We start from the raw sequence: 13,096 nt of genomic DNA on the forward strand, positions 1-13,096 counted from the left end.
ACTTTGGTGTTTCTGAAACTTCGAGATTTTCGAGAACCAGTTCTGGTTGAGAAGGTTGGTTCGACTTTGGTGTTTCTGAAACTTCGAGATTTTCGAGAACCAGTTCTGGTTGAGAAGGTTGGTTCGACTTTGGTGTTTCTAAAACTTCGAGATTTTCGAGAACCGGTTCTGGTTGAGAAGGTTGGTTCGACTTTGGTGTTTCTAAAATCGGTTCGGATTCTGGTTGAGAAGGCTCGATCGACTCTACTGTTTCTACAATAAGTAGATTTTCGACTATCGGTTCTGGTTGAGAAGGCTCGATCGACTCTACTGTTTCTACAATGAGTAGATTTTCGACTATCGGTTCTGGTTGAGGATGTTCTAGCGACTCTACCGTTTCTGAAACTTCTAGATTTTCGACAACGGGTGCTGGTTGAGGATGTTCTATCGACTCTACCGTTTCTGAAACTTCTAGATTTTCGACAACGGGTGCTGGTTGAGGATGTTCTAGCGACTCTACCGTTTCTGAAACTTGTAGATTTTCGACTATCGGTTCTGGTTGAGGATGTTCTAGCGACTCTACCGTTTCTGAAACTTGTAGATTTTCGACAACGGGTGCTGGTTGAGGATGTTCTATCAACTCTTGTCTTTCTACAGTTTCCAAAAAATCGGCCACTGGTTGCATTTCAGGTTCTAAATCGCTTATTTCCTCTGCTGTTTCTGTAATTGGTTCGGATTCTGGTTGAGAATAGTTGATCGACTCTACGGTTTCTACAACTTGCAGATTTTCGACTATCGGTTCTGGTTGAGAATAGTCGATCGACTCTACGGTTTGTGAAACTTCTAGATTTTCGAGTATCGGTTCTGTTTCATGATGCTCGATCAACTCTTGCCTTTCGACAACTGGTTCAGATTCTGACTGAGGATGCTCGATCGACTCTACTGTTTCTACAACTTGCAGATTTTCGACTATCGGTTCTGGTTGAGAATGCTTGATCGACTCTACGGTTTCTACAACTGGTTCGGATTCTGGTTGAGAATAGTTGATCGACTCTACGGTTTCTACAACTTGCAGATTTTCGACTATCGGTTCTGGTTGAGAATGCTTGATCGACTCTACGGTTTCTACAACTGGTTCGGATTCTGGTGGAGAAGGTTCGATCGGGAGTCTCTCACTTTTGTAAAAAACATTTTTTACAAAAGTGAGCATCCTGCTTGCTTGTTTAGATATCTGTAGCGAGTAAGATGATCTGGTTCCTGTGACACCCAAACTGAGATGCTTCCCTTTTATCGGCTGTACGGTTTCTACAACTGGTTCGGATTCTGGTTGAGGATGCTCGATCGACTCTACTGTTTCTGAAACAACGGGCAGATTTTCGACTATCGGTTCTGGTTGAGGATGCTCGATCGACTCTACTGTTTCTGAAACAACGGGCAGATTTTCGACTATCGGTTGCGATTCGGATTGATGAGAATCCGCGATCAAGTCTTGAGTTTCTGCCGCTTCTTGCAGATTTTGATCGACCTCCGGTTCGCTATGAACCAGATTTTCTTCCGGTTTCTTTTCAGCCGCTGTCAGCCTTAAAAACACATCTTCCAGAGTAGCGCGAGAGCGACGCATTTCGCACAGTCCAAATCCAGAGGCGACGATAGCTGTAGCAATTTCTCGTCCGGGTTCTATGTCGGATTCGCACAATGCCCGCAGGCGGTAGCGACCCACTAAAAATTGATTGCTTGGAATCAATTCCACCGATCGAACTCCCCGCAAGTTTTCCAAAGAAGGCAACAGCAGACTGTTTACCAAATCCCCCTCGCCTTCAACTTCGAGTTCGTAGCCCTCTCCGGCGGCCAACTCTCCCATCAAATTTTCGGGACTACCCGCGGCGACGATTTTTCCGCGATTGATGATGGTGACGCGGTTGCAAGTCATGCTGACTTCCGGCAGAATGTGCGTGGAAAGGATGATTGTGTGCTGGCCGCCAAGACTTTTGATTAAATTGCGGACTTCGATGATTTGTCGGGGGTCGAGGCCGACGGTTGGTTCGTCTAAGATAATGACCGGTGGGTCGTGGACGATCGCCTGCGCGATACCGACACGCTGACGAAATCCTTTAGAAAGCTTGCGGATTAAAACTTTGCGTTTATCAACCAGGCCGCAGCGTTCGATCGCGGACGTAACTCGTCGCGCGCGATCGCCCGCAGGTACTTGCTTAATCCTGGCCACAAAAAACAGAAACCCTTCCACAGTCATTTCTGGATAAAGCGGCGGGTTTTCCGGCAGATAGCCGATGCGCTGTCTGACGGCCATCGAGTTTTCGTGAACATCCATGCCGGCGATGCGGGCCGTACCACTGGATGCCGGCAAATATCCCGACAAAATCCGCATCGTTGTGGTTTTTCCCGCGCCGTTTGGTCCCAAAAAACCGAGAATTTCTCCTGATTCGACCGAAAAAGACACGTCCGCGATCGCTGCGGTCGAACCGTAAGTTTTGCTTAAGTGTTCTACTTCAATCATTTGTCAGAAGTCACGCAATTTTAGATTTTAGATTTTAGATTTACTTTGCCAACCACAGGCGGGACGCCTGTTCCACGAAGTGGAGAGTCCCGCCCGGTCGGCGGGTCGATCGAATTTATGGCGAAATTTTTAATTTGATTTTGTCTTCCAGTGTAGTCTGGCAAGAACCAAATCTATCATAAGGGTCGATCGGACTTTGAAGCAAAATGCTAGGTAGTAGGGTGCGAAGCCCGGAAATGATTAGCCCATGTACATCGAATCGCTACCAACTGACGCACCCTACCAGTAGAGTCCGTGCCTACCCCAACCCTCAACTAGCTGGCTTCGCTACAGAGGCGCGGCTGTTTCTAGGTTGAGTAGCGCTTACGCGCCCCTCCGCGTAACGCGCCTTCGCGGTTCGTTAAAAAAAATCTCAACTCCTTTTCCAAATCTTAATTTCCCCCAACCAACCTGCACTAACAATAGTCTTACCGTCGCTGCTAATCGCCACAGCGCTAACGTAGCCAGCATGACCGCTCAAATTACCTCTCAATTCGCCTGATCGTACATCCCAAAGTCTCACACTCTTATCCCAACTCCCAGTAACCAGCGTAGTGCCATCCCGACTGAATGCCACCGACCAAACCCCGTCAGTATGCCCGCTTAAACGCCGAATTAACTGCCCGTTTCCGGCATTCCACAACCCAACAGTGCCATTGCTGTTTCCCGCAGCTAAACTCTTGCCGTCGGGAGTAAAAGCTAGCGACAAAACAGCCAAGTTTTTGCCGCTAATCGTGCGAATTGCTTGACCTGTAGCTAAATTCCACAACCTAATTGAACCGTCTTTGCTGCCGCTAGCTAAAGTTTTGCTATCGGGACTGATTGCAACAGCATTCACCAACCCAGAATGCCCCGTCAAAGTCCGCAGCAACTCTCCTGTTTTCGGGTTCCAAATCTTAATCGTTTTGTCCCAACTGCCACTGGCTACAAATTGACCGTCAGGACTAACGGCAACGCTCGAAACTGCATTGGAATGCCCGCTTAAAGTGCGTACAACCGCGCCAGTTTCTAAATTCCAAATTTTCACGGTTTTGTCGTCGCTGCCGCTAGCTAACACCTTGCCATCCGCACTCGCGGCCAATGCGTTTACTGCTTCCGTGTGACCTTGCAGGGTAGTTTTTAATTGCCCGCTGGGAAAATTCCAAACTGAGATTGTGCCGTTGCTATTTCCTGTAGTAAAATAAGCTGAAGCTAGGGCAAGGGAACTGACAACTTCCGAAGGGCCTTTGAGGGTATTTGTAGCAGCAAAGGCGATCGCACTTGCGGGCGTGCGTGGCGCATTATTCGCCGGAGTTTTCGGGTTTCCCGCAGTAGGAGATTGAGGAACGACTGGCAGCGAAACAGTCGATCGCCATTTCATGAAAGTATTAATTTCTATTCCCGCAGCCACGATTTTATCAGAGTTGTCCTCTAACCTGACAATGCCGTTAATTGCGACAAGTCGCCCCGCATCATCGAGCACCGGCCCCCCACTCATGCCCGCTCTCACTAAGTTGTTGTAGACCAAAGTATAGCCGTTCCAGGCAGTTTGGCGGCCGGTGAGCAAGCCTTCCGTGGCGATGAAAATCGGCTGTCTCAGAGAACCGCCGGATATCGGCCAGCCCGCCACATAAGCCTTGTTTCCCTTAGTTGCTGGGGAATTGGCTAATTGAGCCAAGGGGTAGCTTTGAGTGCTGCTGAATGGCACGATCGCCAAATCCGCACCGGGCATTCGCCGCACGAGGCTGTATGATACAGAGTGAGCTTTGCCGTCGGGAGTTACGACCTCGTAATCGCCTGCTTTATCGACAACGTGCCAGTTTGTGAGAATATAGTATGTGCTGCCTTGTTTCTCTAAAATTACTCCTGAACCGCCTTTTGGCCCCTGGATGCGAACAGTAATTTGTTGGGCAACGGTTTTAACTTTGTCGGCGGTTAATGCGAGGGCAATTTGAGGTGATGTCAGTGGGATGAGGGCGATCGAACTCAGGGCGATCGTAGCACTCAAAATAGCCGGAATTGTTCTGCTGTAATTCATTATTGTGTAAATTTAACATACCCACATATCCACTGACGGATAACTTTTCCGGTTTGTGGCATATTGACAACGCCAAAATGCCTGCGCGACGATATCGAACTTTCGACATTCGCACAAGCCTCACAATATTTGACACCGCCCTCTGGCTAGCAGAAAAATTTAGAATCGGGAACCGCACCTAGCCTCAACAATAGCAACTGGCTGATCTCTATTCTTTTCTCGGCAAAGGATACTTTGAGCCGAACGCTGGTCGGAAAAAGACCCATTAGCCATCCAGCCGAGGGGTGCGCCCGCGATCGCGCCGACTGCAAAACCAGTGATGAGGCTCCAAACAAGATGCTTTCTGGCGATCGGGTTTTCTTGCATAAAAATTTATCCTAAACACTTAACCTTAGCAAAAATACCACAAATAAAATTTACTGTCTTCCTCCTATTTACTTATTTCCTAAGTAGTAACCCACCCTAAGTAAGGTGCGGATTTGGCACCTTACTTAGTATGTAGGATGCCCAATTTTATGCCAAATCAAACAGCAAAAATTCCGCATCTGCCGTAGCTTCAATCACCACCTCAGACTCACCGCTAACCGCCGCAGCGTCGCCATTTTCTAAAGTCAAACCGTTCAGCAAAACCGAGCCGCGAGCCACTTGCACCCAAGCATGGCGATTCGGCTGCAAAGTATGAGAAACCTGCGAGTCTTTATCCAAAACAGCCGCATACAAATCAACATCTTGATGCACTTTCACAGCACCATCTCTCGCATCTCGTGCCGCCACTAAGCGCAATTTTCCGCGCCTTTCTGCTAGGGGAAAATCCCGCTGCTCGTAACTCGGCTGCAAGCCTTTTGTATCGGGTAACAGCCAGATTTGCAGCAAATGAACCGGGTCTGTTTGCGAGCTATTGAACTCGCTGTGCTCGATACCCGTACCTGCACTCATCCGCTGCACTTCACCGGGTTTAATCACTGCACCGGTACCCAAACTATCCTTGTGTTCTAACGCTCCTTCTAATACATAAGTAATGATTTCCATGTCGCTGTGTCCGTGAGTGCCGAAACCTCTGCCGGGGCTAACGAAATCCTCATTAATTACCCGTAAAGAGCGAAAATTCATATAATTTGGATCGTAATAGCCGGCAAAAGAAAATGTGTGGTAACTGTCCAGCCAACCGTGATTAGCGTGTCCTCTTGCTTCACTTTTTCTGACGGTAATCATTTTCTGAATCCTCAGTGAAATTTATCGGGTGTTTCTGTGATGTTTTTATTTTAAACCGAGTCAAGTTATTATGGATAGTACGCACTTAAAAGTGCGATACTTACCAAAAAGATACTATGCAAGTCCAAGAAGTAAAGGTCGATCGCGCAAATTGCCCTGTAGAACGCACTCTAGAGGTGATTGGCGGGCGCTGGAAAGTCTTGATTCTGCGGGAGTTGTTTCCAGGAGTGAAGCGCTTTAACGAGCTGCAACGAGCTGTCAACGGCATTACTCAGAAGATGCTGACGCAGCAACTGCGGGAAATGGAATCCGACGCGATCGTGCATCGGGAAATTTACCTGCAAGTGCCGCCAAAAGTTGAATATTCGTTAACGCCTTTGGGCGAAAGTCTCAAACCGATTATTAATGCCATGCACGAATGGGGAATTCAGCATATTAGCGAAGATGGAAAATGAGCGGTTTCTCGATGGTTTTTTCCGTCTTCCGACAGATTTCAAATTTTCAACCTAGTTCAACAATAATAATATGAACAAAATAGAGCGTCTCGCCACCCTCAACCGCATCCGCAAACTCAGCCGCCTGATGGATACCGCCATTGGCATCCCCGGCACTAAATTTCGCATTGGTTTAGACCCCATTATTGGTTTAGTTCCGGGTGCTGGGGATATCGTAGATACCGCGTTTTCCGCCTACCTAATTTATTTAGCAACTCGATTCAACATTCCCCAAAAAACTCTAGGGAAAATGGTTTACAATATCGGTCTAGAAGCCGTGGTGGGTTCAGTACCGTTAGTCGGAGATATCTTCGATGCTTTTTATAAATCAAACATGAGAAATCTGGCGCTTTTAGAAGCACACCTCGAAGAAGTTGAACCCGAACTAGCCGCAGTTGCAGAACCTATTCCTCAACCTATTAAAATGTAGGGCTGGTGTCACAAACAATAATTGTAAATAACCAACAATCTCTCAAGCCTACCCCAATCAAACGAAAAATCAGAATGTAGATTTTCCGCATTCGATCCAAATTTAATGTTGATGCGGGTTGTCTATTGTGGGGGGCGGGTTGATCTAGATTGTTGGTACTCGTCAGATATTATTCGTAAAACCAACCCTTACGAAATAATTACTGATGTCGTTTAACCGCTTCCACCAAAGCAATAACATCCGCTTCCAAAGTATTAAAAGCCGTTACCAGTCTAACAGTACATTCATCCCACCGATAAAACAGAAAGCCCTCAGCTAAAACCGCTGTAATTACCGATTCGGGAAGTTGAATAAAAATCTCGTTGGCTTCAACTCGATGGCAAAACTTCGCTCCTTCAACTCCCGCAAAACCTTCGGCTAATCGGGCTGCCATATTATTTGCATGAGCCGCATTCTTCAGCCACAAATCATCTGTTATATACGCTTCCAACTGCGCCGACAAAAACCGCATTTTCGAGAAAAGATGCCCGCTGCGCTTGCGGTAAAAAGGGAAAGTCTTTGCTAATTCTTGATTAAAAAAAACCACAGCTTCCGCAGCCATTGCGCCATTTTTTGTCGCTCCAAACGAGAGAATATCTACACCGGCGCGCCAAGTGATATCAGCAGGAGAACAGCCAAGACTGGCGACAGCATTGGCAAAGCGAGCTCCATCCATGTGCAGGCGCAAATTGTGAGCGCGAACTACTTCTGAAATGTGGGAAATTTCCGCTGGATGGTAGACTGTGCCGGCTTCCGTTGCTTGAGTGATGCTGACGGCTGCGGGCTGTACGTGGTGGACGACACCTGCACCAGCGCGATCGAGTATTTTTCCTAAAGTCTCTACCTCTATTTTACCATGATTTCCTGTTACTGTAACTAACTTTGCACCGCCTGTAAAAAACTCCGGCGCGCCGCATTCATCTAGATTAATATGAGATTCCGCGTGACAGTAAACCGCCCCGTAAGGAGGAGTCATAACCGCAAGGGCCAGAGCATTAGCAGCAGAACCTGTTGCTACCGGAAAAACTGTCACCGATGTCTCGAACAAATCCGAAAATTTAACTTGTAAACGCTGTGTATATTCATCATCTCCGTAAGACATCACAGCACCGCAATTAGCCGCTGCAATCGCCGCCATAATCTCCGGCGAAACCCCGGTTGCATTGTCGCTACAAAAATTCATTAGAATAATTGGTAAATAGAATCTATAATATAACTCAACACTCAACCGTCAACACTCAAGCATTAAACCAAGAGGAAGAATTATGGCAGAATACCGCCAAATAGAATACCGCATCGGCAAAGACGGCAAAATTACCGAAACCGTCCTCAACGCCACCGGTTCGAGTTGCACCGAAACCACCGCCGGAATTGAAAAAGCCCTCGGAAAAGTAGAATCTCAAGACTTGCTGCCAGAATATTACCAAGGCGAAGAAAATTTGGTCGTTGAACAAACGCAGACTTTAAAACAAGTTTAGAAAAATTAACAATGTTCTATCTCCTCGGTGCAACAGTTGATGTAACAACAGTGCCTGCCTTCAGCTTCGCGCTAGCTATCGGGGGCATTTTTCTAATTTTAGTCTACGTTTATGCTGCATCTGAGGCGGGAGATGCGATCGAGTTTAAGTACGATACAATTCTGCGGGAACGCATGAATCAGCTAGACATTCTCGATTGGCAAGACTTAGGCGAAAAAGCAGGCTTAAGTCGCTTCGGGGTGCGCTTAGTGCGGCAGGGAGACGTGGGAAAACTCACGCTAGACCAACTGAGACGGCTGGCAACAGTGCTGAATTTGAATTTTCAAGAGTTCGATCGCACTTTGCTCGCACTGCCAATATCGGCTACAATCACAACTGATCCCAGCGAAATAGAAGAATTGAGGCAGCAGTGTTTCCGGCTGCGATCGGAATTACAGCAGCAAAAAGCTCAACTAACGGCCGATTTTCGCCGCGCTACCTTTGAACAGTTGCAAACTTTGTTAACCAACTATCCCGCCGCCCGCAAAATGGCAGAAGCCAAGCCGGATATGCCCGCCAAAAATCTCTCAGCTTTGTTTACTCCCTTAGAAAATCTCTTGTCAAGTTGGGATTTTGAAATGATTGGTTCTGCGTGGGAACAAACTGCTTACAATCCGCAGTTGCACCAGCCGGATGTTGAGGATATAACCGAAGGAGAATTAGTTTATATTCGGTTTGTCGGCTATCGAGAGGGAGAGCGAATTCTTGCTCCTGCTAAAGTTAGTCGCACCCTTCCAGCGGGAATAAAAAATTAAATCTAAAATCTAAAATCTAAAATCACCATGACTACAGTTGCCAATGAAAAATTAAATCTAAAATCTAAAATCTAAAATCACCATGACTACAGTTGCCATTGACTTCGGCACCAGCAACACGGTTGTCTGCATTCTTAACCCGGATACGCAAACACCAGAAACTTTGAGATTGGGCGAGATGTCCCGCATTTTTAAAACGAAGAATTTGAGCGGAGATGTGCGAGAAATATCTGTAGTTCCGACTTTAGTCTTTGTGAAAAATGCCGGAGACTTGGTGTTGGGAGAAAAAGTGCGATCGCAGCGTTTGGGGCAATCCCAGCCAGACCGTTTTTTTAAAGCTTTTAAACGCAATTTAGCCGCCGACTTTCAGCCACCACCCCGCAATCTTGATGGCGACACCTACACGTCAGAATCAGTAGCCGAACAGTTTATCACAACTATTTGGAAACAGTTGTATATACAAAATATACAGCCAGACCAAGTAATTTTTACAGTACCCGTCGGAGCATTTGAGCGATATCTAGATTGGTTTCGCGACATAGGAGAAAGTTTGGGAGTTCCGGAAGTTCAGGTAATAGATGAATCCACAGCCGCCGCCCTGGGATATGCAGTACAACGCCCCGGCTCTCTAGTTTTAGTAGTTGATTTTGGCGGCGGAACTTTAGATTTAAGTTTAGTTCGCACTGCCCCTCCTTCCTCAGTCAAAAATAGCAAATCTCAAAGTCCAAATTTAATGCGTGCCGAAGTGTTGGCAAAATCCGATGCTTATGTAGGCGGCGAAGATATTGATATCTGGATTGTCGAAGATTATTTGCGGCAAATTGGTTCGTCGCGCGCAGAAGTCGGCCCAATTGGCTGGCAAAACTTATTAGAAATAGCGGAAAAGTTAAAAATTCAACTTTCTCAAGTTAATGAGGCGAAGGAAAGCTGGTTTGACGATGAAAATTTTATGTCTTACGACTTGCAGCTAAACCGAGACAAGCTTGAGGAAATTCTGGAATCTCGGCAGTTGTTAGAACAGTTGCGGGAAAGTTTAGATGAAGTCCTGAGTATTGCGCTGGGAAAAGGTATCGGCAAAGCAGATATCGAACAGGTTTTGCTGGTAGGAGGAACTTCTTTAATTCCGGCTATATCTAATTTAGTGGTTTCGTATTTTGGGCGGCAAAAAGTCAAAGCTGACAAGCCGTTTGAAGCGGTGGCGCACGGTGCTTTAGCCTTGACACAATTAGCTAGTGTTGACGATTATTTGCGCCACAGCTATGCAATTCGCCTCTGGGAACCTTATGCTAAAGCTTATGCTTATTCGCCGATATTTAGCAAGGAAATGAAGTATCCCTGTCAAAGTTCCGAAGAGTTGACGCTGCAAGTGGCAATTGAAGGGCAAAGGGAAATTAGGTTAGATATTGGGGAAGTGGCGGAGGTATCGCAAGCGGAGGTTATTTTTAACGAAAAAGGGCAAATGACGAGCAGTTGGCTCAACAAACAGACGGATTTTCGCTCTTTGGACAGCCACCACCAGCAGGTTTGTGTGGCGCATTTGAATCCGCCTGGGGTATTGGGAATTGATAGGGTTTCGGTGAGTTTTGAGGTGGATGAGAGGCGGGTTTTGTTGGCGACGGTGCGGGATTTGGTGACTGGTAAGGTGTTGGTGGAAAAAGGGGCGATCGCCAAACTGCAATAATGGTAAAATTTTTAGATAACATTCGGATCTGGAAATTGCTACTCCACAAACTCTCGTCTGGATGGTGCGCTGACTGAAGAATATCGCTTTAAATCAAATTTATGCCGCCATGAAAAAGCAACAAAATAAATTCAGCCACCTGACGGCCATCGAAAGAATTTACCTGTCATTTCCAGCCAGATTTTTATTAGATAAAAACTTGCTGAAAGGCAAAGTCTTAGATTTTGGGTGCGGCTTCGGCAGCGATGTGAGATTGTTGCAGCAAAAAGGCTTCGATATTACGGGTTATGACCCTTATTATTTCCCGGAATTCCCCGAAGAGAAATTCGACACAATCATTTGTTTTTATGTTTTGAATGTTTTGTTTCCTGAAGAACAAGCTAATGTCCTGATGGAAGTCTCGCACCTGTTGAAACCAGGAGGGAATGCGTATTTTGCGGTAAGAAGGGATATCAAAAAAGAAGGCTTTCGAGAACATTATGTCCACAAAAAACCTACATATCAGTGTATTGTCAAACTTCCCTTTAAGCCAGTTCACCTAGATGAGTCTTGCGAAATTTACAAATACGTTCATTACAACCATCAAAGAAATTCTACTAATAACTGCATATTCTGCAATCCTTACAAAAACCTAACTTTGCTAACTGAATCAGCAACAGCTTTTGCGATGTTTGACGGTTATCCCGCCAGCAAAGGTCATGTTTTAATCATCCCCAAGCGTCACGTTGCTAATTATTTTGAACTGCCTTTTCGAGAACAATCGGCTTGCTGGTTTATGGCTAATAAGGTGCAAGAAATGTTAAGTAAAGAATTTCAGCCTGACGGGTTTAATGTGGGAATCAATATTAATAAACAGGCTGGTCAAAGTCGCAGTCACGCGGCTATTCATGTTATCCCCCGTTACAAGGGCGATGCGGCTGGGAATAAAGGCGGAATTAGGTATGTGATTCCCAAGAGTGAAAAATAAAAGTTAGTAAATTGTGAAAGGAATTATTTTTTACCGCAGAGGCGCAGAGAACACAGAGGAATAGAGAAGAGAGGAATTCATAATTTTTGTAAGGATTGTTATATTTGAGCAAACGGCGAGCCAAATAGAGTTAAAATGTGTTTGCAAGGTCTAAAACTACACATTAGCAGCAATTTGGTGTTCTGTTTATGTCTAAGCGCAAAAAGCAAGAATGGCTCAAGGAAACTCTAGAACTCAAAGAAGACCACAATTGGAAGTCAAAGCCTGGAACTCGAATTTTTGTAGCAGGAAGAGGTGCAGTCCGCTTTGATGTCCCGGAAGATTGGCATTTTGAACCGGATACTAATTCGTTCCGGTTTACGGATAAAAAGCCGCCGGATGATGATTGTCGTTTGGAGGTTTCTTTTAATTTGCTACCACCTGGTAACTGGGCAGATTTTCCGCTGGTGCCGCTATTACAGAAGGTGGTTGAAGATGATACCCGGAATCCGATCGCTTTTGGGGAAATTATCCAATTGAAGCGGCAAACTGCCCGCGTTGTTTGGACTCAATTTAAGTTTATCGACCCTCCAGAACAGCGGGAAGCTTATTCGCGAATCTGTATTGGATTGGGTTCTAATGTTCAGTGTTTGATTACTTTTGATTACTGGGTTGATGATGCTGAACGTTTGACTCCTGTCTGGGATACGGTGATGGATTCGTTAGTTCTGGGTTTGTTTATTAGCGACCCTCGAACGGGGTTCGCACGTCCAGACTAGACCGATTTTCTGGGAAACTTTCAACAACTAATTTTGCTAAGTGTTGAATTGGCAAGCCACCGGACAGTAAATTTAGAACCTACATTAAACTTTACAACCGCTTTGCCATGAAAATATCTGGCTTGCCAATTCCGTTGGCGTCGGGCATCACTCCGACGATCGCAAAACCCATTTTTTGATAAAATTCGTAGGGATGACCGCGCAAATTTCTAATTTTGGCGATGTGTTCCCAAACGTTAGGATAAAGATTGATGCCTGAAAGAGTGGTTTGATTGTCTTCGTCGTCGGTACCCACCCACAGCACGAGCCCTCCCCGGTTTTTAGCTTCTGCTGCTAAATCAGCTACGAGCGATCGACCAATTCCTTGTCCGCGAAATTCTGTTCTCACTACCAGCGGGTGCAGTTCCCAAACATTACCATCATACTGTTTAATCCCGCCAATCCATCCCAAAACTTGATTGCTGTCGCCGACAGCAATTCGACTGATGCGATCGGCTCCTAAAGATTCTTGCACTTCTTGCAAAGCAGATTTTAGATCGGGCCAAGCATCGGGCCAATGCTCTTTAAAACCTTCAACTATTAATCTAGCTACCTGTTGAATTTTTGGCTCGTCAACCGCACGCAAATCTGTAATTTGTACGTTCATGATTTTACATACTAAATTAAGGATGACGGACTAATACGCTCACAAAC

12 protein-coding genes and 1 pseudogene are annotated in these 13,096 nt (G+C 45.9%); 7 read left to right on the forward strand and 6 right to left on the reverse strand.

Features of this window, described 5'->3' with window-relative positions:
- Positions 1 to 1,423: 1,423 nt before the first annotated feature.
- From QUA90_RS07825 to QUA90_RS07840, 4 genes and pseudogenes are all read right to left on the reverse strand, one after another.
- A pseudogene (locus QUA90_RS07825) lies at positions 1,424 to 2,494 on the reverse strand (ABC transporter ATP-binding protein); the annotation flags it as partial.
- A gap of 412 nt (positions 2,495 to 2,906) precedes the next feature.
- On the reverse strand, positions 2,907 to 4,550 hold the full coding sequence (locus QUA90_RS07830) for a WD40 domain-containing protein (protein ID WP_333444751.1): 1,644 nt from the start codon (positions 4,548 to 4,550) through the stop codon (positions 2,907 to 2,909).
- A gap of 159 nt (positions 4,551 to 4,709) precedes the next feature.
- Positions 4,710 to 4,916, reverse strand: coding sequence for a hypothetical protein (locus QUA90_RS07835; RefSeq protein WP_333328613.1), 207 nt, complete (start codon positions 4,914 to 4,916; stop codon positions 4,710 to 4,712).
- Positions 4,917 to 5,063: 147 nt separating this feature from the next.
- Positions 5,064 to 5,762, reverse strand: a complete 699-nt coding sequence (locus QUA90_RS07840; protein ID WP_333444753.1) for a pirin family protein — start codon at positions 5,760 to 5,762, stop codon at positions 5,064 to 5,066.
- Between the two features lie 116 nt (positions 5,763 to 5,878).
- Between QUA90_RS07840 and QUA90_RS07845 the strand changes: the two genes are divergently transcribed.
- Both QUA90_RS07845 and QUA90_RS07850 read left to right on the forward strand, forming a co-directional pair.
- A complete protein-coding gene (locus tag QUA90_RS07845) occupies positions 5,879 to 6,217 on the forward strand; it encodes a helix-turn-helix domain-containing protein (protein WP_333129966.1) in 339 nt (112 codons plus the stop codon).
- Between the two features lie 70 nt (positions 6,218 to 6,287).
- Positions 6,288 to 6,686 carry a DUF4112 domain-containing protein gene (locus tag QUA90_RS07850; RefSeq protein WP_333444756.1) on the forward strand — a complete coding sequence of 133 codons (399 nt, stop codon included), beginning with the start codon at positions 6,288 to 6,290 and terminating at the stop codon, positions 6,684 to 6,686.
- 199 nt (positions 6,687 to 6,885) lie between these two features.
- Here QUA90_RS07850 and QUA90_RS07855 read toward each other — a convergent pair whose 3' ends face one another.
- Positions 6,886 to 7,908: a low specificity L-threonine aldolase gene (locus tag QUA90_RS07855; RefSeq protein ID WP_333444758.1), complete on the reverse strand. Its 1,023-nt coding sequence runs from the start codon at positions 7,906 to 7,908 to the stop codon at positions 6,886 to 6,888.
- 82 nt (positions 7,909 to 7,990) lie between these two features.
- Here QUA90_RS07855 and QUA90_RS07860 point away from each other — a divergent pair, with 82 nt between their 5' ends.
- The 5 genes from QUA90_RS07860 to QUA90_RS07880 all read left to right on the forward strand — a co-directional run bounded on the left by QUA90_RS07860 (position 7,991) and on the right by QUA90_RS07880 (position 12,403).
- Positions 7,991 to 8,203 (forward strand): DUF2997 domain-containing protein, encoded by a 213-nt coding sequence (locus QUA90_RS07860; protein WP_006633566.1) that lies wholly within the window; start codon positions 7,991 to 7,993, stop codon positions 8,201 to 8,203.
- A gap of 11 nt (positions 8,204 to 8,214) precedes the next feature.
- Complete coding sequence (locus tag QUA90_RS07865; RefSeq protein ID WP_333444760.1) at positions 8,215 to 8,997, forward strand: XRE family transcriptional regulator; 783 nt, start codon at positions 8,215 to 8,217, stop codon at positions 8,995 to 8,997.
- A gap of 82 nt (positions 8,998 to 9,079) precedes the next feature.
- Positions 9,080 to 10,678: an Hsp70 family protein gene (locus QUA90_RS07870; protein ID WP_333444763.1), complete on the forward strand. Its 1,599-nt coding sequence runs from the start codon at positions 9,080 to 9,082 to the stop codon at positions 10,676 to 10,678.
- A gap of 109 nt (positions 10,679 to 10,787) precedes the next feature.
- Positions 10,788 to 11,645: a bifunctional class I SAM-dependent methyltransferase/HIT family protein gene (locus QUA90_RS07875; protein ID WP_333328599.1), complete on the forward strand. Its 858-nt coding sequence runs from the start codon at positions 10,788 to 10,790 to the stop codon at positions 11,643 to 11,645.
- A gap of 188 nt (positions 11,646 to 11,833) precedes the next feature.
- Complete coding sequence (locus QUA90_RS07880; RefSeq protein WP_333389185.1) at positions 11,834 to 12,403, forward strand: hypothetical protein; 570 nt, start codon at positions 11,834 to 11,836, stop codon at positions 12,401 to 12,403.
- A 91-nt stretch (positions 12,404 to 12,494) separates the two neighbouring features.
- On the opposite strand, the gene QUA90_RS07885 is transcribed toward QUA90_RS07880, so the two are convergent.
- A complete protein-coding gene (locus tag QUA90_RS07885) occupies positions 12,495 to 13,049 on the reverse strand; it encodes a GNAT family N-acetyltransferase (protein WP_333444765.1) in 555 nt (184 codons plus the stop codon).
- Positions 13,050 to 13,096: the final 47 nt, after the last annotated feature.

It is taken from the genome of Microcoleus sp. D3_18_C4, from assembly GCF_036702355.1.
Lineage (GTDB): Bacteria > Cyanobacteriota > Cyanobacteriia > Cyanobacteriales > Microcoleaceae > Microcoleus.